Here is a 19,403-nt window from a genome sequence, read left to right as displayed (position 1 = left end):
AAAATACAATGTGAGGCGGGAAATATATTGAACATAGGGGATCTATTATTTCAGCTGATTTTCTTCATTTTACTGATAGGTATTGTGGCGGCTGTTTTCTATGCTGTACGCACACTCGTCATAAAGAAACCAAATAATCAAAAGAGTATAGAACAAAAACTCGATCGAATAATTGAGCTGCTTGAGAAGGAAAATAAAGACTGAACAGCTTATATAATTGTATGTCTGCTCATGGTATAATGAGAAACTTAGATGAATTTGCACATCATTGCACGGATGCTTGAAAAGCCTCCGCTTAGCGATCATATATGGAGGTATAAGAACATGAATAAACGATGGACGATTGATAAGATTAGAGAGTTTGTGGAGAAAAACTCAGATAGTAAGCTGCTGACGACAGAATATCATGGTTTTTCGCAAAAATTACTATTTAAATGCGCGTGCGGCAACAATTTTGAAAAACCCTTCAAGAAGTTCAAGGATAATCACCAGCGCAAGTGTGATGTGTGCCAGCCGCCAAAAGCGTCACGCTAATTGGACAGATAAAAGCGAGATGCTGCCATTAAGCTTCAGGTCTAACAAGGTGGCTTTTTTAGTAAAAAGCTTAATATACTAGCAAAGGAAGCGTAAATCTTAGAGGATTCACGCTTCTTTTTGTTGAATTTAATGAAAAGAATCTTATAGGAGTTACAGGGTAATGTTGAAATTAATGAAATCTTATAGGAGTTACAAGGATAATAATGAAAAAATATATGTTGAAAAACGATTTTAGAGATTTCAAAAAAGGTGCTCAATTTTATTTGATTGCTGAATCGGAGTTTATCGGAATCAAAGAGTATGTGCTGCGAAGCGGGGATTTAAAGATCAGGTTATCGATTAATGATAGTGAGTTTCGGAAGAATTTTATTTTACTAAGTTAAAAATGGGGGGATGGTTGGCATGTATTTGTTTTTATCGATTCTGTTAAGTGTCATTCTAGGATACCTTCTATTTGCCATGGGACCGATTGTTGGCGGAATTGCTGCCTTTGGAATCATTGCCGGCAGTTTATTCAGAGGGATTTACTTGTTGAATGATATCCGCAAAAGGCTCGCGTGCGATTCTCCTGTTGAAAAAGAGGTTCAAGAGCAGCAGGTGACAGAAGTCGTTCCCGAGCATTTGAAGAGTCCGGGTGCTTATAAAAAATATCTGGTTGGAAAAGAAGATCGGGGATTTTAATGCAGTTCACAGCAATAGTAGTGTTTGCGATTGTCTGGGGCGGTTTGATGATCTATTTCCTTACGCCTTTTCACAGTAAAATAGAAAGAAACCCTAATGATACATTCAGCAAAGCATTGCAGGTAAACCTGACCAGGCTTATTTTACATAAAAAAGCCATTCTTGCCTTGCTATTGTTATTGGTTACATTAATGAGTATAAGATCATATTTTATATCGGCTGAAGAGTATGCTCGGCTCCACGCAATAACCAGGGAGTCGGGGAACCCTGTCTTTTATATGGTCAGTGTGGTCTTGTATGCCGCATTAATATATCTTTTTTTGGCAGGCAGGTGGTCCGTGAAATCAGCAAAGTGAATGGAGAGAATTGTTGTGAAAGAGACGATATTAAAATCGCTGGCAAAAATAGAAGAAGATTTCGATGTGAAAATTCTTTATGCGGTCGAGTCCGGCAGCAGGGCATGGGAGTTCCCGTCCAAGGACAGCGATTATGATGTCCGGTTCATCTATGTACATAAAAAAAGAAGACTATCTGACGATTGACCAGATGGGAATAGGCAAGAAAAGAGATGTGATTGAACTGCCGATTAATGATTTGCTGGATATAACCGGTTGGGAACTGACCAAGGCCCTTAAGTTATTCAGAAAATCGAATCCTCCGCTAATGGAATGGCTGCGTTCGGGGATTGTTTACTACCAGGCTTATTCGACCATTGACCAGATGAAGGAGCTCAGCAAAGAAGTTTTCGCCCCGAATTCCTGTTTGCATCATTATTTGAATATGGCGAGCAATAATTTCAGGGAGTACTTGCAGGGAGATCAAGTCAAGATTAAGAAATATTTCTATGTACTAAGGCCGGTCCTTGCTGCAAAATGGATAGAAAAATACAATGAGTTTCCGCCGCTGGAATTTCCGCAGTTATTGGAGGACCTGCTGCCGGAAGGCGAATGGAAGAGTGAGATCCAAACCTTATTGAAACGGAAAATAAGCGGTGATGAACTGGACTACGAACCGAAAATTGAAGTCATCAATCAATTCCTGAACGAGGAAATCATACGCCTGAAAGAATTTACTTCAACACTGAATGTTGATTTGCCAGATTTCACACCTCAGCTTGATTTGCTTTTCAGGAATAAGTTAGCGGAAGTGTGGCAATAGCTTTCTGGCGAATGGCTGGATATTAGTATGGACTGGGAAAAGAATTTGACAAGGGGGATCATCGATATGGCAACGGAAAATAAAAAGCTGTCAATGGAACAGCAGGAAGAACTGCTTGGAAGATTGAAAGCCCGTTTTGAGAAAAATATGAGTCGGCATGAGGGGCTTGATTGGGCGGAAGTGCAGACTAAGCTCGAAAACAATCCTGAAAAAATATGGTCGCTCAATGAAATGGAAGCAACTGGCGGAGAGCCGGATGTAGTTGGTATGGATGGTGTGACGGGGGAATACATCTTTTATGATTGTGCTGCTGAAAGTCCCAAAGGCCGCAGAAGTGTTTGTTACGACAGAGAAGCGCTGGAGTCAAGGAAGAAGCACAAGCCGGAAAATAGCGTCATGGATAGGGCAGCTGCGATGGGCATTGAGCTTTTAACAGAGGAACAATACAAAGAGCTGCAGAAGCTTGGGAATTTCGACCTGAAAACGTCGAGCTGGGTGCAAACGCCTGACAATATTAGAAAACTTGGCGGAGCCCTCTTTTGTGACCGTCGCTATGATACTGTCTTTGTGTATCACAATGGAGCCGATTCCTACTATGGAGCCAGGGGTTTCCGCGGCTCGTTAAAGGTCTGATTTTTGTACAGAAAGCGATTTTTTGTAAAGCTTGGTATAAGACACTTTCAATGTAAGACGAGCCAGTCTAGTTTGCTGGCAAAAGAAAAGCCGTTACGGAAAGATCTTCGGAACGGCTTTGTCTGTTATTTTTCAGAATCTGCCACTTTAACGATCGCTTTTCCGAGATTTGCTCCTTTAAACAAATCCAAAAATGCGTCAATTGTATTTTCAAAGCCTTCTGTAACCGTTTCTTCGTACTTCAGTTTACCTTCCAAAAGCCAGCTCCCCAATTCTTTGGCACCTTCCCCAAAACGGGACGAGTAGTTTCCGACTGTGAACCCTTGCATTAAAGAACTGGTCTTAATTAAGTAACCTTGAACACGAGGTCCTACATCTGGCTCTGACTGGTTATACGCTGAGATCGCTCCGCAGACAGGAATCCTTGCGAAGTTGTTCAAGAGAGGGAAAATCGCATCGGAAATCTCTCCGCCGACGTTCTCAAAATAGACATCGATTCCATCCGGACAAGCCTCTTTTAGAGAAGAGCTTACATCCTGTGTATTGTAATTTATAGCTGCATCAAATCCAAGGTCATCGAGTAGATAACGTACCTTCTCATCGGAACCAGCAATCCCAACGACCCTTGCCCCTTTGATTTTTGCAATTTGTCCAACAATCGAACCGACAGCTCCCGCAGCACCGGAAACAACGACAGTTTCACCAGCTTTCGGTTTTCCGATATCCAATAAGCCGAAGTATGCTGTTAGACCAGTCATGCCTAGTACACTTAAGTATGCTGATACTGGAGCCAAATTCGGGTCGATTTTGCGGACAGTGTTATCTTTTGCGACGGAGAATTCCTGCCAGCCTAATGAACCTATGACGAAATCGCCCACTTCAAAAAGGTCTGACTGGGACTCAACGACTTTTCCGATGACGCCACTTGAAATAGCCTCGTTTAATTTGAACGGCGGGATATAGGATTTGGTGTCATTCATGCGCCCGCGTAAATAAGGATCGACCGAAATATAGATAGTCTGTAAAAGTATTTCTCCTTTGGCTGGTTTTTCTACAGGTACTTCTGCGAATTCAAAATGGTCATAAGTAGGGACTCCGCTTGGTCTCTTTTTTAGCTGTATTTGCTTCTGAATAGTAATCACCCTTCCTAAATATTTTCTAGCCTTAATATACAGGAGAGAAGGGGGGATTCAAACTCATTTGATTTGAAAAGTTGGTTTTAAATTTAATTACAGTAACTATTGGGAGTAGAGATGACATAGGAACAGATAGGCAATTCATTTTAGATGGAATATTGGGTTCTTTGTTTATGATTTCCTGCTAATCATTCTATGTTTCACATATCCTCCTCCTGGGAAGATGACACTATTGGTTCATATAGATAGGAGGAGTTAAAAATGGCTAAAACGATATTTATTACAGGCGCTGGGAGCGGGCTTGGCCGCGGGGCTTCGTTAGGGCTTGCGAAAAAAGGACATCGGGTGATTGCCACGACTGAACTCACTTCCCAAAAGACAGAACTGATGCGGGAGGCTGAGGAACAGGGTCTTGATATGGAAGTTTTCAAGCTCGATATTACGAATGAGCGGGATCGTGAACAGATCAGGCAGTATGATTTTGATGTGTTTGTCGCGAATGCGGCGATCAATGAAGGAGGACCACTGGCTGAGGTGCCGATGGACCGGATCCGTGCGCTTTTTGAAGTGAATGTTTTCGCTACGTTGGAGACTGTACAAATTGCAGCTAAGAAGCTAGTAGAAGAAGGAAGCGGCAAAATCATCTTCATGAGTTCAATGGCGGGTATTTCAGCAACGCCGTATGTCGGTCCATATACGGCAACGAAGCATGCCATTGAGGGCATCGCCCAAACCATGAAGTCGGAGTTGGAGAAGCACAATGTAAAAGTAGCGACGATTAACCCGGGAGCTTTTGAAACGGGCTTCAACAAGCGGGCAGCTGAGGAAAAGTGGAAGTGGTACGATGAGGAGAAGAATTTTACCAGGAAAGAGGATATGGAAAAGCAGGAGGAGGGATTGAAGAACCAATTCGATCCTGAGGATATGATTGCAAAAATGGTAGAAATCATCCCTGCAGATCACCATAAATTCCGGAATGTTTATCCTGAGGAGACGGAAAAACAGCTGAAAAAGACGCAAGAAGAAAGATGGACGATGGATATCTAACATGGTAATAGGAAGCCAGGCAATCGTCGAGTGCCAGGCTTCTTACTGTGCGGACTTCCATCAGATACAACGTGTAGAGGTTATTTTGTGATGGTATAGCTTTAATAGAGCGAAAGTTCGTTAGGATGGAAGAAAGCTTCGAGGATGAAAAAAGCTGGATTCTTTTAGGATTCGGCTGGTCTATTCCTCTTAATCAGTGGTGATAAAGGCATCGATTCCCTTGCTCTCGATTTCCCGGATGCGAGTTTCTGCATTTTCGCGGCTTGAAAAAGCACCAGCCTGTACACGATACCAGATTTTGCCGGATACATCGGTTTTTGCGATAAAGCTTTCAATCCCTTTAGCGGTCAGCTCTGCCACTCGTTGCTCGGCATTCTCTCTTTGTTTGAAAGAACCGGCGATGATTTTATAGTTAGCGTCTCCGCGATTGGCTGTTTCTTTAGCTGTCAGATTGAATGCTTGAGCAATGCCGTTTGCGTGACCCCGGGCAACATCACGACGCCAGGATTCCTGCTTCATAAGGGCTGCGTCCTGGGCATTGTCGATAAAGCCGTTCTCAGATAGCATCGCATCCATCCTTGATTCGCGAAGTACATGGAAATTTGCTTTCTTCTTGCCGCGGTTATTAAGCTGATTCAGCTTCATGACTTCCGTGTGGATGATGTCGCGGTATCTCGCCGTTGCTGAACTGTTCGAAAGACCGTTGTAGATATAGTCCTCGTATCCACGGACAGAGCCGTTGAAGGAATTAGTGTGTATCGAAAGATAAAAATCAGCTCCCCACGCGTTGGCTTCATCTGTACGTTGGGCGAGACTTTTTGTTACATCACTTGTCCTGCTCATTCTGACATCGATATTTTCATAGTTGTTTTCCAGGATAGAACGGATATTAAGCGCAATATCCAGGTTCAGATTCTTTTCCTGAAGACCATTTCCCTGCGCGCCAGGATCCGATCCGCCATGGCCTGGATCTAAATAAAGTTTCATATAACCTCCTCCTTTTAGTTGGTCTTTATAGAATATGTAGGAGAAAAGTATTGGTAAGGGTACATGTCCCGGCTGGGTAAAGATACCTTGTATTTTAACGAAACATTTTTAGAGTTGAATCGTAAAACAAAGAAGACTTAATAATAGCTGAGGTGGTAGGATGGAAACGAACATGCAGACATCACAAACTGTTGAAATAGAAAGGACCCCGGAAGCGGAAATCAAAAACCTATTGAATATCATCGGTGTATTCATCTTTGCTGGATTGGCACTGACCACAGTCACCAATCCGTTGCCGGCAAAATATCTCAAGGAATATATGCTGTTCATCGGAGGAAGTGCCGTGACTTATTACTTTTTGCTGAACATCTACTTCATTGGGGACACATGGAGAAAAGTGTTTTATGCTAGTCTGGCCTTGCTAGGGCTTGGCAGCCTGTTCATGGCGGTGTACTTGTTTATTAATTCATCGCATTAAAATTTGAGTGTAGTTAAGATTCCGCTTGGTATTTTCCTTAATATGGATGAAAGCGCAATTAATAGAGTTAGGTGCGCAATTCCCATTTTGGAGCGTGCAATTATAATAAGAGGCCGTGCAATTAATCAGCTTTACGGTGCAATTATTGATTTTCTCAACACAAAACTCCCTGTACCAAGGGAGTTTTTATTTTGCGAAAAAGTCCTTGTCTAGTCGCTAAATACGTTGATCTGAATTTTCGCAATATATTTACTTCGATAAATTTTGTAAGCGTTACCATTCCTAACAGGCTAGTAATGGCGCGATTTTTGCTTTTTCGCTATATCCTGTAACATCCTTGAAACAATTCGGAATGTTTGTTAGGTTAGATAACCGTAAGCCCCATGAGGGCAGGAAAAACTTGGACGGCATAATTAACATAAGAACTTATTCTGTGTGGTTCGGCTGGTTATCTCTTAATAACTTTCATGATTAAGAATTCATTTTCATTCTTGTATGTTAGCCGCTTTTCAATTGTCTAGCTTCAGCGCCTAGCCCCTCGAGACGCTTGTCTAGCTGCGGCTCCTAACTCCTCGAGACGCTTCGGTCCTGCCAATGAAGTCAAAGACCGACTTCAATGTCAGGCCCTCCAGCGCTTTTCGGAGTTGAGCAGTCGCCTCCGCATTTCGATTTCGGTCCTGCCAATGAAGTCAAAGACCGACTTCAATGTCAGGCCCTCCAGCGCTTTTCGGGGCTGACCAAGGCGCTTGCGCTTTTCTAACCACTATGTTAATTATTTCGTTTAGGGAAAACGAAAAGGAGAGATTTGGTGAGTTTTGAAGTATTTATTTCTTTAGCAATTTATTTTATTGCAATGATCCTGATCGGATTGTATGCATACCGCAAAACATCTGATCTATCAGATTATATGCTAGGCGGACGTGGTCTTGGACCGTCGGTAACGGCTCTATCAGCTGGAGCATCTGACATGAGTGGGTGGATGCTGATGGGATTGCCTGGCGCAATGTACACTTCAGGTATTTCCAGTGCCTGGATCGCAGTTGGATTATCGATTGGTGCTTATTTGAACTACCTCATTTTAGCTCCAAGACTTCGAACCTATACGGAGCTGGCAAATGATTCAATTACAATCCCCGATTTCCTTGAAAACCGCTTTTCAGATGGGACGAAAATCCTTAAGTCTGTATCTGCAGTCGTTATCATCATTTTCTTCACTCTGTACACTTCAGCGGGTCTAGTTTCAGGCGGTACTTTGTTTGAGTCAGCATTTGGACTCGATTATCGTATGGGCTTGTTTGTGACAGCTGGTGTCGTTATTGTTTATACTCTTTTCGGCGGTTTCCTTGCTGTTAGTTTGACTGACTTTGTTCAAGGGGTCATTATGTTCCTTGCACTTGTCTTGGTGCCGGTAGTTGCCTTTACGGAACTTGGAGGACCTGGAAACGTAATGGATACTGTCAGTGAAATCGATCCTACGTTGATGGATCTTTTCAAAGGTACGACATTCCTTGGAATTATTTCGCTATTGGCATGGGGTCTTGGTTACTTCGGCCAGCCGCATATCATCGTTCGCTTTATGGCGATTAAATCGATGGAGGATCTTAAGCCTGCCCGCAGAATTGCGATGACATGGATGATCGTTTCGATTATCGGTGCTTTGGCAGTCGGTCTTGTTGGGATTGCATATGTAGAGTTGAACAACGTTACGCTTGAAAATCCGGAAACAGTCTTCATCATGTTTGCGAACATCCTGTTTAACCCTTATATCACTGGATTCCTGCTCGCTGCGATTTTGGCTGCGATCATGAGTACGATTTCTTCACAGCTGCTTGTGACTTCAAGTGCATTGACGGAGGACTTTTACAAGGCGTTCTTCCGCCGCGAAGCAAGTGACAAGGAATTGGTATTCGTCGGCCGTGCAGCCGTATTGCTTGTCGCATTAGTAGGTATCGCGCTATCTTATACGCCTAATGACACGATTCTTTCATTGGTTGGTAATGCATGGGCTGGATTCGGTGCCGCATTCGGACCAGTCATGATCCTGAGCCTGTACTGGAAGCAGATGAATCGCTGGGGTGCGCTTGCAGGTATCGTCGTCGGTGCGCTTACCGTCATCATTTGGATCAGCATCGATGGATTATCAGCATTCCTGTATGAAATGGTCCCTGGGTTCTTCTTGAGCTTGATTGCCGTCATTGTTGTTAGTAAAATCACAACCGGACCAGGCAAAGCGGTAAAAGAAGAGTTTAAAGAAATGGAAGACATTATGTCTGAGTAAAATAGTAACAGGCTGCTAGATTTAATTGCTGGCAGCCTGTTTTTTTATTGTTTGAATTTTTCCGGCTTTCTCACATAGCTTTCTATAATGAATCCACAGTTTGTACAAATGATATGTAAAATCTCCGACCCTAAACTCATTACTCTATTTTCTGGATGCATAACAGCATAGCCAGCCTGTTTACCTTTCCCGATTTCCGTTCCGCCGCATTTGGGACATTGTTTCGCATAGTTCATCACTGGAATCATCCTTTCAAAACCATTTTCTTCTTATATAGATTTACGATTCAGACATGCAATAGGTTTCAAGGCTTTTTGGTATTGAGGACTTCAATGTATAAAAGTTTGTCTGTAATCATCTTTATTGAAAATTTGCGAGAAATCTTTTTGAACCATGGTTAATTTTGCAATAAAGGCGAATACTACCTTTTGTAAAATACCGAGGTTGTATGTGCCTCTATTTGAAAAGGAGTGTTATCCATGAAAAAGAAATTAGCGTTGGTTTTGTTTGCGGTGATGATGGTGTTGTCAATTGCAAACCCTAGTTTTGCAGCCGACAATGCTGGAGGGAAAAAGGATATTGTTGATACTGCGGTAGCAGCAGGGAACTTTAAAATCCTCGCGGCGGCATTGGAAAAAGCCGGATTGGTTGAAACCTTGAAAGGTGAAGGGCCATACACTGTATTCGCACCGACGGATGAGGCGTTCAATAAGCTTCTGAAGGATTTGGGAATTACAGCAGATGAGTTGTTGGCAAGAAAGGATCTCAAGGACATCCTTCTGTATCATGTGCTTCCTGGCAAAGTCATGTCAGGCGATTTGAAGGATGGAATGCAGGCGCAGACTCTTGCGAAGAAGAATGTCACGATTTCACTTGACCCGGTTCGCGTAAACGATGCAAAGGTGATAACTCCCGACGTTGAAGCATCAAACGGTGTCATTCATGTGATCGACAAGGTATTGCTGCCAAAATAAGTACGACAGGCTGGATTCCATGGGGATTCAGTCTTTTTTTTTGAAATGATCCCGGAAGATTCACCATCATGGACATTTATGATGTAAAACGGTATAATTAATTCGGTTCTCGAAATATTATTTTACATCTTAGAGTTTGAAGGTGAACGTATGCAAAAAGAAAAATTATGGACAAAAGATTTCATTTCGATTTCTCTAGTGAATTTCGTGATGATGCTTTCGATGTATTTATTGATTGTCACAATGGCTTCCTATGCGACTGATACGTATGGAGCTTCAACGAGCATGGCAGGATTGGCGTCGAGCATCTTCATCATCGGCGTTCTTTTTGCCAGGTTGTATGCCGGCAAGGAAATTGCGAGGATTGGCAGCAGGAAAATGTTAATCGGAGGAATCTTGTTTTTCGTCCTGATCACTGTTTTATATTTAATTCCATCGAATATCTATGTCCTCCTGATTGTCCGTTTTCTCCATGGTGTCGGAATCGGGTTTGCGGCGACAGCAACGGGGACGATTGTGGCACAAGTGGTTCCTGCAAGCAGGAAAGGAGAAGGAATCAGCTATTTCAGCTTGAGTGTGATTTTATCGACCGCAGTTGGTCCTTTGATTGGCCTCGGGATGATTGCTGAGTTTGGCTATCAAAGCATGTTCATCTTTTCCCTTGTCGTCGGGCTTGTCAGCTTGCCAATCGCCCTTAGGGTAAATGAGCCTGCTGTGGATGATCAGGGAGAAGGAAAAGGAAATAAAAGCAGCCGCTTCAGTCTGGCAAACTATTTAGAACCTAACGCCTTGCCAATCTCGATTGTCATGTTCGTCATTGCGCTTGCATATTCAGGTACTCTATCATTCATCGCGTCATTTGCAAAGGAAGCTGAATTGACAGACGCAGGCAGTATGTACTTCTTTGTTTATGCGATGGCTGTCTTATTCTCCCGTCCATTCACCGGGAAGCTTATGGACGCAAAAGGTGCCAACAGCGTTGTGTATCCGGCATTGATGGCCTTTGCCCTTGGGATGTATGCACTAAGCCAGGCGCAATCCAGTGCCGTGTTCCTGTTAGGGGCCGCCCTTATTGGGTTAGGGTATGGCAATTTCCAATCTGTCGCACAAACGATTGCCATTAAGATGACACCTCCGCACCGGATGGGAATGGCCACTTCGACCTTTTTCATCATGATGGATATCGGGATTGGCTTCGGGCCCTTCCTGCTGGGATACATGATCCCGGATTTCGGATATCGCGGATTGTATCTGGCGATGGTGCCATTAATCATAGCGGGTATCTTTATCTACTACTCTTTGCATGGAAAAAAAAGAGAGAATGAAGGCTACAATATGAAAACCTCGCCAAGCATCGGCGAGGTTTTACTTTTTTTGCTTAGGAAATAAAAAAATTTTGTTGTAGATGGCTATAGGGGGTATTTTGGTTCAACTTTAAAAACCGACCGGTCTTGCTGAAAAATTTGTTGCCGTGATTGGCTCTCTTAATTTCTCCTTAACCAGTCGGATATCTTTCTGTTAAAAATACTACAGACTGATTGATCAATGCTTTTAATACCTCCACATCAATATCCGCTACTTTATTTATGTACACACATGCTTTCCCTGAAGTATGTTTGCCGAACTTTTCTAGTAACGCTTCTCTTTCCGTGTCGCCGGTCGCGAAATATAAGCTTATTTTTGCCTTCCGAGGTGAAAAGCCAACAAGTGGCGCGTCGCCTTCGTGACCGGAATCATACTTATAATGATAGGAGCCAAAGCCAATAATGCTTGGTCCCCACATTTTTGCAGGATAACCTGTCGTTTCTGTAAAAATATCCAAGAGTCTATAAGCATCATCCCGCTTTTTAGGGCTGTCGACATTTTCAATGAATTCGATGACACTATTGTCGTTCTCCTTCGTTTTCAGTTCGTACATGATCAAAACGCCTCCCTTCCATTCATATACTTATCTATGCTGGTCAACAAGAATCTGATTGCCATCAGGATCTTCAATTGTAAAATGAGCCGGACCCTCTCCAGATTCATCTGCTTCAGTAAGGAACGTAACTCCATTTTCTTTAAGCTGCTTTTGAAGTTCGCGAACATCAGTGAAGCTTTCCAGGTTTTCAGCATTTTGATTCCAGCCAGGATTGAAGGTAAGGATATTTTTTTCAAACATCCCCTGGAACAGTCCGATAATGCAGTTTTCATTCTTCATAATCAGCCAATTTTGATTGATGTCTCCACCCAGGGCTTGAAATCCAAGGTTTTCATAAAAAGATTTCGAAGCTGCAATGTCTTTTACAGTTAAGCTTACAGAAAATGCACCGAGTTTCATATGTATTTGCCACCTTTTATAAAATGAATATTCTGATATATACACTTCTAGTATAGACAAGCACTTTAAAATTTACAATTAGCGACGGTAATAGCGGGCAATTAATTTCGAATTGATCCCTCTGACATAATTTGGTCAAAGCTTTTCAACAGAATTGTGACTAATGTCACAACGCAGTATTTTTCTTCGCTGAATTTGATATCTTAATAGTGTAATAATATTAAATAACTTATTGGAGTGAGGAACATGTTTGCTAAATGGTTAAGAGAAAACAATGTTGCTGCTGGTATATTGACTGTCATTAGGGTATGGCTTGGATACAACTGGATGACTGCTGGATGGGGCAAATTGACAGGTGAAGGCTTCGACGCTTCTGGATACTTGAAAAATGCGGTGGCGAACCCTGTAAAAGGCCCGGATGGAAACATGGTGTATGGCTGGTATGTGAACTTCCTAGAAAACTTTGCGATTCCAAACGTCGATCTGTTCAACTTCATCGTGCCGCTAGGAGAATTCCTTGTGGGTCTTGGGTTAATACTGGGAACACTGACAACTGCTGCAATGTTCTTCGGTCTAGTGATGAACTTCAGCTTCTTCTTAGCTGGAACAGTATCTCACAATCCAACTGACATCTTCTTCGGATTCATCATCCTGTTCGCAGGCTACAACGCAGGCAAATACGGTTTAGACCGCTGGGTGGTACCATTCATCCGAAAAACTGTTTTCAAGGGAAGAGAAGAAGCTGCACGAAACGCTGCTTAACATAGTTAAATCCCCCTTTAAATAATCGAGCTGCCGGGTATTTCCTGGCAGCCGTTTTTTTTTGTCTTTTTTTAAAGTGTAAAAGCATAGGAAAATCAATCCTATGCCTAGCACATGAACTTATCTTCCGAAGAAATTGCCCATTGAGTTTCTGAAGTCATCAAATAGACCGTCTCTGTTTCTGTTATTGCGGATATCATCAGCAAATGTACCCATCCAGTCAAAGGCGTTATCGTCTACAGAGACATATACCTTGTCGAGCCCTCTTTGAGATTGGCGGACCTTTTGTTCAATTTCTCGTTCCAATCCATTTCCACGAGCAGTGTTTCTGTTTGTTTCATCTCCGGCATCACCATGGCCGTCGATGATTCCGTCGTTTCCTGCAGGGTTATCATCTTGGTCTACTCGGCCATTTTCTGCGAACGTTCTGCCGTTTCCATCCAAAGCATCATTGACGTCAGCATTGCCGTTATTATCGGTCGCCAGTCTTACGGCAACATACGCATTATTCTCCGTGATGATGACACGAGCGTCGTCTACTTCTGGCATCTGTTCAACCTGTCGTTCTGCGCGATCTGCCAGCTGCAATTTGTTTTCTTCTGTAGCAGGACCACGTCGAACCTGGGAAATTTGGACTTGCTGTTCGCCGTTGTCGTCGGCTGCATTGTTATTCGCTCCGCATCCAGCCAGCCCAAGGGTAAAAACAGCACAGCCTGCGAGGATTATTGATTTTTTCATCCCGTTCACTCCTTGTAGTGTATTCGTCTTTATGATGGCTTGAAATCAGAGCGCTATGCAGGGTGAAAAGATTTTTTTGCAAAATTGAAGGAGATGATATTGCAGATTAGGAGGCTTTGTCATCATTCGTTCATAACATTTCAACAAAATTGTGAAAATGTTCACAAATAACCCTGCTTTCGAGATTTATTTGTTATCTTATAAGTGTACTAATACTAAATCATTTACTGGAGTGAGGAACATGTTTGCTAAGTGGTTAAGAGAAAACAATGTTGCTGCTGGTATATTGACTGTCATTAGGGTATGGCTTGGATACAACTGGATGACTGCTGGGTGGGGCAAATTGACAGGTGAAGGCTTCGACGCTTCTGGATACTTAAAGAATGCGGTGGCGAACCCTGTAAAAGGCCCGGATGGAAACATGGTGTATGGCTGGTATGTGAATTTCCTTGAAAACTTTGCGATTCCGAACGTCGATTTGTTCAACTTCATCGTGCCGCTAGGAGAATTCCTTGTGGGTCTTGGGTTAATTCTGGGAACACTGACAACTGCTGCAATGTTCTTCGGTCTAGTGATGAACTTCAGCTTCTTCTTAGCTGGAACAGTATCTCACAATCCAACTGACATCTTCTTCGGATTCATCATCCTGTTCGCAGGCTACAACGCAGGCAAATACGGTTTAGACCGCTGGGTGGTACCATTCATCCGCAAAACTGTTTTCAAGCGAGGAGAAGAAGTCACTCGTAACGTCGCTTAACATTAGTTAAATTCTCCTTCAAATACATTAGCTGCCGGGAAGTCAACGGCAGCTTTTTTCTGTATTGATTCTTGTCATTGAAAACTTTCGTTTGATAAAAAAGGAGTGTACGAATGGTTAAGCGAATAAAATATATGACGATAAAAAGGGATTTAAGGAGCGCTGACAGTGCAAAAAATACATAAACCGTGGATTAAACTTAAGGAAAACATTGACGATGAGGATTATAAAGTAATCAACGAACTTCAGGACCGGTGCCTTCAAACAGATCAAATCGCTCTGAAACTGGAGCTTGATTATAAGGTTGGGGTCAGGGGTGACAGCAGCAAGGGTGTTCAGGATATCAACGAGTATTTGTACTTTGATGGGGAGCTGTTGATTGGCTATATCGGGATTTGCAGCTTTGGCGGTCCGTTGGAAGTGAATGGGATGGTGCATCCTGAGTACCGGTGCCAGGGTGTATTCACCAAGCTGTTTGAGTTGGTCATCGCGGAATGGAGGCGCAGGAGTTCAGGCAGCCTGCTATTGTTAAGTGACCGCAACTCAGAATCGGGCCAGCAATTCATTGCAACAACTGGTGCACAATACAAGCATTCTGAATATGAGATGTATTTGAAAAAAGATGTTCCGGTTACGACTACAGACCAGCTGACGGGCATTGTCTTCCGGAAAGCTGCGAATGCGGACGCGAAGGAAATCGCCCGACAGAACGCGATTTATTTTAACGATGAAGAAGAAGTCAACGCAGATGACATGCCACTGCCTGAGGTAGAGGAAAAGCGGGGGATGACTTCTTATCTTGTTGAAAAAGAAGGGGTAATCATCGGGAAAGTGAATTTGCAGCTGACCTCGAAACTAGGTGCCATCTTTGGTCTCGGTGTACTGCCGGAACACCGGCGCAAGGGGTACGGAAGAGCGCTTCTTTTGCTTGCTATTAAAAAGCTGAAGGAAGCTAACGCTCAGGAAATCATGCTGCAGGTAGCTTCGGAAAACTCAAATGCGCTCGACCTTTATAAGTCTTGCGGGTTTGAAGAGACATCTACTATGGATTATTTTGAGTTGAGATCATAAAAGCGTCCGCCTTCATAATAACCCGTTCGGTTGAGAAGGAGAAAACTTAATTCGCAGGTTTATTAGCAAGGGTTTTAGTAAGCTAATTAGCAATACAAATAACAATACAAAAAAAGGATCAGATTCAATCTGATCCTTTTGCTATGAAAACAAAACTTCTTAAACTAAAGCACCCTATAGTTTAAGTACATTTGTTCACAAACTTAGCTTTTTACAGGAATGCTCGTCCGTAAACTCAAAGAGGAAAGCTGCCTACAGACAGCTTTAGAGACTACAGACAGCTTTAGAGAATAAATATCCAGAATACAATAGCTAATACAAACCGATATATTGCAAACGGCACTAATTTAATCTTATTAATAAGATTCAGGAAAAACCTTATAGCAATTAGTGCTACTAAGAAAGCAGTAAAAAATCCTGTTAAAAATAATGGCAAGTCATTAACGCTAAGATAGTTCCAATTCTCCAATAAATCTTTACCAGAAGCTGCAAACATTATAGGTATAGCCATTATAAAACTAAATTCTGAAGCAGTTCGATGGTTCATACCTATTAGCAGCCCACCAGACAAAGTTGCTCCCATCCTAGAGAATCCAGGAACTAGTGCTAAACATTGAAATAACCCCATTCCAAGTGCCTGTTTATATGTTACTTGATCTAAGGTAGTAGCAGTAGGTGAATTTTTCTTATAAGTCTCTGCTAGTAACATTAAGATGCCACCCGCGATAAGAGATATTACAACTATTTGGGCGGAGAATAGGCTTTTTATTAAGCTATAAAAAAAGGCACCTAGTATAAAGAATGGAAGGATTCCTATTAGTATATGGGTATACCTTAACTTTCCTAACTGTTGATTATTATCATTCCCAAGCTTATGTAGACCGAGAATGCTTAATATTCGTTTCCAAAAAACAAATACGACTGCAAGTATAGAGCCTAGTTGTACTATTACCTCGAAGGTTGTTACTCTTATTGTCCCCTCAAATCCTAATAAGTGGCCTACCAAAATCATATGGCCAGTAGAGGATACTGGAGCAAACTCTGTAAGTCCCTCTACAAGGCCCAAAATCAATCCAATAATAATATCCATTAGTTTCTCCTTTATCCACTTTCACACATATATAGAATAGCAAAATCCCAAAAATTGTTAAAGGGATATACTTCAACTATCCTGCCCCGTTAGTTGAACAAACTCTATTTATAGAATAACATATTTACAAAATATTCTTATAAACAAATTGGGAGCAACAGGTTTATAAATTTACTTCATAAATATTTTTTAATAACCTAATTAGCGACCATTTTAACAGGTGTACAAAAATTATTGTAGACCTGTTATTTACTATGCTAATTAGTGTGCTAATTCCACTTCTAAAACCTATAAAACCATCATAAATCATTGATATATCAACGAAAAAAAGAGATGAGAATTAGCGTGCTAATTACATCTCTAAAAGGTGTGTTATTTCGTGTTTTCTCCCTATCAACCGAACGGGTTACCTTCATAATGAAGGCGGATCTTTTTTTTAGCGGAATATTGAAGCAGGTTCAATATGTGAAGGAGTTACTGTGAAATTCTAGACAGGTTGTGGATCTGGTGAAAGGGAAGAAGGATTTTTCAACTTCAGCCATCGTTATTTCTTAGGTGATTACGGTAATACTCAGAGAACTTGCGGAGGAGTTAGCGAAGGTCTTTGCTGGATTTGAGTGAAATTTTAATAAATTCCTAAATAAGGTATTGACAGTCGTTGTGAATCCATGATAAATTTATCTCGAATTAAAAATAAATTGTTTCGAGATTTTATTTTTGGACTTATATCTCGAATTCGAGATAATAACAAAACAGGGGGATTTTAGAATGGCTAAATTTGCAGTAGACCAGGCGCACTCAGCAGTAGGATTTGAAGTGAAACACATGATGGTTTCAAAGGTAAAGGGACAATTTGGTTCATATACAGCTGATGTCGAAGCAGCAGACCTTACGGATTTAACAACAGCTTCCATCGCATTCAAAATTGACGTAGCAAGCATCGACACACGTAACGAAGATCGCGAAAATCATTTGAAATCAGCCGACTTTTTTGATGTGGAGAACTATCCAACAATCGATTTCAAATCCACAAGCATCACTCGCGATGGCGATGATTACAAAGTAACTGGCGATCTGACAATCAAGGACGTAACAAAACCAGTCACATTCGACGTGGAATACGGCGGCAAAGGCACAAACCCATGGGGCGTCGAAGTGTACGGTTTCGAAGCTGAAGCAAAAGTGAACCGCGAAGAATTCGGTCTTACATGGAATGCCACACTAGAAACAGGCGGCGTTCTTGTCGGTAAAGACATTAAGATCAAGGTTGAACTAGAAGTGAATCCAGCAGCTTAAATTTATTGAGAAAAGGGCGACTGACTATATGTGAGCCGCCCTTTCCTTTACAGGATCTATTTCTTTTTCTGGCGAAAGAGATCAAACGATTTATACCCCTGTGATAAGATTTCGATCATTTGTGCCTGACGTTTTTCACGCGTTACTTGCTGTTTGGCTGAAAAAATATACCGTGCCCAATCTTTTTGATAGCCTGGTGTCAGCTCTTTATAAAAATTGAGTTCATTTGGATGATCCGCAAGTAGTTTTTCAACATCAAGAACATGGGACTCATAATCAGCCACACATTGACTTGCAGCTGAAGACTTTTTGGCTGGCTTTTTTTCACGCTTTAATCCGACGACAGTAAACACATCATCCATACTGACCATTCTTGAAAATTTGATATCACTTTTTTCTACATATCCGTCTTCGCCAACCTTCAACGCAGGGAAGATCTCATCTCTATGAACATAGGTATTATATCGTTTGTTGCCTTTTTTCGGGTAAGCAAAAAATACATACCCTTTTTCTTGCAAATGGTGCCCACTAATGATGCGATTTGTGTGTTCCGTCATTTCTTCAATACTTTCAACAAAAATGAAAATCGCGTCATGGTCTCCATAAATTTCCTCCTGATAACCATCGAAAAGCCTATAATCATCCGGTTGGTTGAGTACAGCCAAATTCCTATATTTAGTCAGATTTAATTTATTTATGATTGTCATAAATGACTCCTTCGGTTTTAAAGTATTATGTACCAGCAGTTGGTTTTTATTTTTTATTATAGAGGAAAGAAAGTGGTGTGATGCAAATCCAATTGGCTTACGCATATATATAAAATGAAATTCAGGAAAAAGTGTAGACTATTAAAACCATTCAGACATGTTTATTACAGCGTCTTGGCTATCCAAAAAAGGGCGTCTTATAGACTGTGTGTCACCTGTTTTTTGGATTATTGAGATAAATAGTGTGAAAAACTCATTTACTATTAAACCCATTTTCTTTATGCTTTAATTGAGGTGATGAAGATGATTTGGTTGATAATTGGTGCGCCGTTAATTGTTTTGATCATTATTGCATTGATATTGGAAAAGAAAAATGGGGCTGTACCCCCAGAGCCAGTCCATAACCACGGTATTGAATCTGATACAATGAAAAATCAGTATTATAATACTCCACATAGTGGAGGAAGTGAAGGCAATCCCCCTCAAGGATAATTTAAACACTTAATCACGGTAGATGCCTTCTAATCGTCCAGCCTATCAAGATAAAAATGGATAGAGATAATGATAATTTTGTTTGTGTATGATCTATTAGTAGACCTTTTGATGTATTGAATTATGATGAATCATCCCTTCTCAACTAATGAGATGGGATTTATTTTTTGTAGTCCCTTAACAATTCCTAGGCTGAATGACTGAATGGATATATGTAGATTTGAGTCTTATGGAAGTAGAGAATAATATCAAACTATTTTA

Annotated in this window: 24 protein-coding genes and 1 pseudogene; 17 read left to right on the top strand and 8 right to left on the bottom strand. The window is 41.6% G+C overall.

Features of this window, described 5'->3' with window-relative positions:
• Nucleotides 1-27 precede the first annotated feature (27 nt).
• The 7 genes and pseudogenes from LC048_RS20400 to LC048_RS20370 all read left to right on the top strand — a co-directional run bounded on the left by LC048_RS20400 (nt 28) and on the right by LC048_RS20370 (nt 3,009).
• Nucleotides 28-204 carry a DUF4083 family protein gene (locus LC048_RS20400; protein WP_226605699.1) on the top strand — a complete coding sequence of 59 codons (177 nt, stop codon included), beginning with the start codon at nt 28-30 and terminating at the stop codon, nt 202-204.
• A 120-nt stretch (nt 205-324) separates the two neighbouring features.
• The gene (locus LC048_RS20395) at nt 325-534 is read left to right on the top strand and encodes a hypothetical protein (RefSeq protein ID WP_226605697.1); all 210 of its coding nucleotides are present in this window, start codon (nt 325-327) and stop codon (nt 532-534) included.
• A 206-nt stretch (nt 535-740) separates the two neighbouring features.
• Entirely contained in the window at nt 741-920 is a 180-nt protein-coding gene (locus LC048_RS20390; RefSeq protein WP_226605694.1) for a hypothetical protein, read from the top strand.
• 19 nt (nt 921-939) lie between these two features.
• Nucleotides 940-1,218, top strand: a complete 279-nt coding sequence (locus LC048_RS20385) for a hypothetical protein (RefSeq protein ID WP_226605693.1) — start codon at nt 940-942, stop codon at nt 1,216-1,218.
• Nucleotides 1,218-1,574 carry a hypothetical protein gene (locus LC048_RS20380; protein ID WP_306048628.1) on the top strand — a complete coding sequence of 119 codons (357 nt, stop codon included), beginning with the start codon at nt 1,218-1,220 and terminating at the stop codon, nt 1,572-1,574. Before LC048_RS20385 ends, LC048_RS20380 begins: the two co-directional genes overlap by 1 nt.
• Nucleotides 1,575-1,589: 15 nt before the next feature.
• Nucleotides 1,590-2,376 (top strand): annotated as a pseudogene (locus LC048_RS20375) (nucleotidyltransferase domain-containing protein).
• A 66-nt stretch (nt 2,377-2,442) separates the two neighbouring features.
• Nucleotides 2,443-3,009, top strand: a complete 567-nt coding sequence (locus tag LC048_RS20370; RefSeq protein WP_226605685.1) for a DUF4256 domain-containing protein — start codon at nt 2,443-2,445, stop codon at nt 3,007-3,009.
• A 125-nt stretch (nt 3,010-3,134) separates the two neighbouring features.
• Here LC048_RS20370 and LC048_RS20365 read toward each other — a convergent pair whose 3' ends face one another.
• On the bottom strand, nt 3,135-4,142 hold the full coding sequence (locus tag LC048_RS20365; RefSeq protein WP_371932078.1) for an NADP-dependent oxidoreductase: 1,008 nt from the start codon (nt 4,140-4,142) through the stop codon (nt 3,135-3,137).
• Between the two features lie 264 nt (nt 4,143-4,406).
• On the opposite strand from LC048_RS20365, the gene LC048_RS20360 reads away from it, so the two are divergent.
• Nucleotides 4,407-5,192 (top strand): SDR family oxidoreductase, encoded by a 786-nt coding sequence (locus LC048_RS20360; protein ID WP_226605681.1) that lies wholly within the window; start codon nt 4,407-4,409, stop codon nt 5,190-5,192.
• Nucleotides 5,193-5,381: 189 nt separating this feature from the next.
• Here the strand turns inward: LC048_RS20360 and LC048_RS20355 are convergent, their stop codons facing one another.
• Nucleotides 5,382-6,179 (bottom strand): N-acetylmuramoyl-L-alanine amidase, encoded by a 798-nt coding sequence (locus LC048_RS20355; protein ID WP_226605679.1) that lies wholly within the window; start codon nt 6,177-6,179, stop codon nt 5,382-5,384.
• A gap of 160 nt (nt 6,180-6,339) precedes the next feature.
• Here LC048_RS20355 and LC048_RS20350 point away from each other — a divergent pair, with 160 nt between their 5' ends.
• Both LC048_RS20350 and putP read left to right on the top strand, forming a co-directional pair.
• Entirely contained in the window at nt 6,340-6,657 is a 318-nt protein-coding gene (locus LC048_RS20350; RefSeq protein WP_226605676.1) for a hypothetical protein, read from the top strand.
• 808 nt (nt 6,658-7,465) lie between these two features.
• Complete coding sequence (gene putP, locus LC048_RS20345) at nt 7,466-8,935, top strand: sodium/proline symporter PutP (protein WP_226605675.1); 1,470 nt, start codon at nt 7,466-7,468, stop codon at nt 8,933-8,935.
• A 44-nt stretch (nt 8,936-8,979) separates the two neighbouring features.
• Here putP and LC048_RS20340 read toward each other — a convergent pair whose 3' ends face one another.
• Nucleotides 8,980-9,171 (bottom strand): transcription initiation factor TFIIIB, encoded by a 192-nt coding sequence (locus tag LC048_RS20340; RefSeq protein WP_226605672.1) that lies wholly within the window; start codon nt 9,169-9,171, stop codon nt 8,980-8,982.
• A gap of 243 nt (nt 9,172-9,414) precedes the next feature.
• On the opposite strand from LC048_RS20340, the gene LC048_RS20335 reads away from it, so the two are divergent.
• Nucleotides 9,415-9,909, top strand: a complete 495-nt coding sequence (locus tag LC048_RS20335; protein WP_226605664.1) for a fasciclin domain-containing protein — start codon at nt 9,415-9,417, stop codon at nt 9,907-9,909.
• A 150-nt stretch (nt 9,910-10,059) separates the two neighbouring features.
• Entirely contained in the window at nt 10,060-11,298 is a 1,239-nt protein-coding gene (locus LC048_RS20330) for an MFS transporter (protein ID WP_306048626.1), read from the top strand.
• Between the two features lie 106 nt (nt 11,299-11,404).
• Here the strand turns inward: LC048_RS20330 and LC048_RS20325 are convergent, their stop codons facing one another.
• Together LC048_RS20325 and LC048_RS20320 are read right to left on the bottom strand one after the other, a co-directional pair.
• The gene (locus LC048_RS20325) at nt 11,405-11,827 is read right to left on the bottom strand and encodes a DUF1801 domain-containing protein (protein WP_226605658.1); all 423 of its coding nucleotides are present in this window, start codon (nt 11,825-11,827) and stop codon (nt 11,405-11,407) included.
• A 30-nt stretch (nt 11,828-11,857) separates the two neighbouring features.
• Nucleotides 11,858-12,229, bottom strand: coding sequence for a VOC family protein (locus tag LC048_RS20320; RefSeq protein WP_226605656.1), 372 nt, complete (start codon nt 12,227-12,229; stop codon nt 11,858-11,860).
• Between the two features lie 246 nt (nt 12,230-12,475).
• On the opposite strand from LC048_RS20320, the gene LC048_RS20315 reads away from it, so the two are divergent.
• The gene (locus LC048_RS20315; RefSeq protein ID WP_226605653.1) at nt 12,476-12,991 is read left to right on the top strand and encodes a DoxX family protein; all 516 of its coding nucleotides are present in this window, start codon (nt 12,476-12,478) and stop codon (nt 12,989-12,991) included.
• A 120-nt stretch (nt 12,992-13,111) separates the two neighbouring features.
• Here the strand turns inward: LC048_RS20315 and LC048_RS20310 are convergent, their stop codons facing one another.
• Nucleotides 13,112-13,729, bottom strand: a complete 618-nt coding sequence (locus LC048_RS20310; protein ID WP_226605650.1) for a YhcN/YlaJ family sporulation lipoprotein — start codon at nt 13,727-13,729, stop codon at nt 13,112-13,114.
• Between the two features lie 241 nt (nt 13,730-13,970).
• Here LC048_RS20310 and LC048_RS20305 point away from each other — a divergent pair, with 241 nt between their 5' ends.
• Nucleotides 13,971-14,486, top strand: coding sequence for a DoxX family protein (locus LC048_RS20305; protein ID WP_226605647.1), 516 nt, complete (start codon nt 13,971-13,973; stop codon nt 14,484-14,486).
• A 168-nt stretch (nt 14,487-14,654) separates the two neighbouring features.
• Nucleotides 14,655-15,557 (top strand): GNAT family N-acetyltransferase, encoded by a 903-nt coding sequence (locus tag LC048_RS20300; protein ID WP_226605644.1) that lies wholly within the window; start codon nt 14,655-14,657, stop codon nt 15,555-15,557.
• Between the two features lie 283 nt (nt 15,558-15,840).
• Here LC048_RS20300 and bacA read toward each other — a convergent pair whose 3' ends face one another.
• The gene (gene bacA / locus LC048_RS20295; protein WP_226605641.1) at nt 15,841-16,647 is read right to left on the bottom strand and encodes an undecaprenyl-diphosphate phosphatase; all 807 of its coding nucleotides are present in this window, start codon (nt 16,645-16,647) and stop codon (nt 15,841-15,843) included.
• 768 nt (nt 16,648-17,415) lie between these two features.
• On the opposite strand from bacA, the gene LC048_RS20290 reads away from it, so the two are divergent.
• Complete coding sequence (locus tag LC048_RS20290) at nt 17,416-17,943, top strand: YceI family protein (RefSeq protein ID WP_226605639.1); 528 nt, start codon at nt 17,416-17,418, stop codon at nt 17,941-17,943.
• Between the two features lie 56 nt (nt 17,944-17,999).
• On the opposite strand, the gene LC048_RS20285 is transcribed toward LC048_RS20290, so the two are convergent.
• Nucleotides 18,000-18,650: a YdeI/OmpD-associated family protein gene (locus tag LC048_RS20285; RefSeq protein ID WP_306048623.1), complete on the bottom strand. Its 651-nt coding sequence runs from the start codon at nt 18,648-18,650 to the stop codon at nt 18,000-18,002.
• A 303-nt stretch (nt 18,651-18,953) separates the two neighbouring features.
• Here LC048_RS20285 and LC048_RS20280 point away from each other — a divergent pair, with 303 nt between their 5' ends.
• Nucleotides 18,954-19,142 carry a hypothetical protein gene (locus LC048_RS20280; RefSeq protein WP_306048621.1) on the top strand — a complete coding sequence of 63 codons (189 nt, stop codon included), beginning with the start codon at nt 18,954-18,956 and terminating at the stop codon, nt 19,140-19,142.
• The last annotated feature ends 261 nt before the right edge of the window (nt 19,143-19,403 follow it).

The organism is Mesobacillus subterraneus, from assembly GCF_020524355.2.
GTDB lineage: Bacteria > Bacillota > Bacilli > Bacillales > Cytobacillaceae > Mesobacillus > Mesobacillus subterraneus_C.
Note: the sequence above shows the minus strand (reverse complement) of the source record. Positions and strands in the feature narration are given on the sequence as shown.

Bases quoted from the DNA above. Each gene is read 5' to 3' on its own strand.
- LC048_RS20395 (WP_226605697.1), top strand. From the start codon at position 325: ATGAATAAACGATGGACGATTGATAAGATTAGAGAGTTTGTGGAGAAA.
- LC048_RS20390 (WP_226605694.1), top strand. From the start codon at position 741: ATGAAAAAATATATGTTGAAAAACGATTTTAGAGATTTCAAAAAAGGT.
- LC048_RS20385 (WP_226605693.1), top strand. From the start codon at position 940: ATGTATTTGTTTTTATCGATTCTGTTAAGTGTCATTCTAGGATACCTT.
- LC048_RS20380 (WP_306048628.1), top strand. From the start codon at position 1,218: ATGCAGTTCACAGCAATAGTAGTGTTTGCGATTGTCTGGGGCGGTTTG.
- LC048_RS20370 (WP_226605685.1), top strand. From the start codon at position 2,443: ATGGCAACGGAAAATAAAAAGCTGTCAATGGAACAGCAGGAAGAACTG.
- LC048_RS20360 (WP_226605681.1), top strand. From the start codon at position 4,407: ATGGCTAAAACGATATTTATTACAGGCGCTGGGAGCGGGCTTGGCCGC.
- LC048_RS20355 (WP_226605679.1), bottom strand. From the start codon at position 6,179: ATGAAACTTTATTTAGATCCAGGCCATGGCGGATCGGATCCTGGCGCG.
- LC048_RS20350 (WP_226605676.1), top strand. From the start codon at position 6,340: ATGGAAACGAACATGCAGACATCACAAACTGTTGAAATAGAAAGGACC.
- LC048_RS20340 (WP_226605672.1), bottom strand. From the start codon at position 9,171: ATGAACTATGCGAAACAATGTCCCAAATGCGGCGGAACGGAAATCGGG.
- LC048_RS20335 (WP_226605664.1), top strand. From the start codon at position 9,415: ATGAAAAAGAAATTAGCGTTGGTTTTGTTTGCGGTGATGATGGTGTTG.
- LC048_RS20330 (WP_306048626.1), top strand. From the start codon at position 10,060: ATGCAAAAAGAAAAATTATGGACAAAAGATTTCATTTCGATTTCTCTA.
- LC048_RS20325 (WP_226605658.1), bottom strand. From the start codon at position 11,827: ATGTACGAACTGAAAACGAAGGAGAACGACAATAGTGTCATCGAATTC.
- LC048_RS20320 (WP_226605656.1), bottom strand. From the start codon at position 12,229: ATGAAACTCGGTGCATTTTCTGTAAGCTTAACTGTAAAAGACATTGCA.
- LC048_RS20315 (WP_226605653.1), top strand. From the start codon at position 12,476: ATGTTTGCTAAATGGTTAAGAGAAAACAATGTTGCTGCTGGTATATTG.
- LC048_RS20310 (WP_226605650.1), bottom strand. From the start codon at position 13,729: ATGAAAAAATCAATAATCCTCGCAGGCTGTGCTGTTTTTACCCTTGGG.
- LC048_RS20305 (WP_226605647.1), top strand. From the start codon at position 13,971: ATGTTTGCTAAGTGGTTAAGAGAAAACAATGTTGCTGCTGGTATATTG.
- bacA (WP_226605641.1), bottom strand. From the start codon at position 16,647: ATGGATATTATTATTGGATTGATTTTGGGCCTTGTAGAGGGACTTACA.
- LC048_RS20290 (WP_226605639.1), top strand. From the start codon at position 17,416: ATGGCTAAATTTGCAGTAGACCAGGCGCACTCAGCAGTAGGATTTGAA.
- LC048_RS20285 (WP_306048623.1), bottom strand. From the start codon at position 18,650: ATGACAATCATAAATAAATTAAATCTGACTAAATATAGGAATTTGGCT.
- LC048_RS20280 (WP_306048621.1), top strand. From the start codon at position 18,954: ATGATTTGGTTGATAATTGGTGCGCCGTTAATTGTTTTGATCATTATT.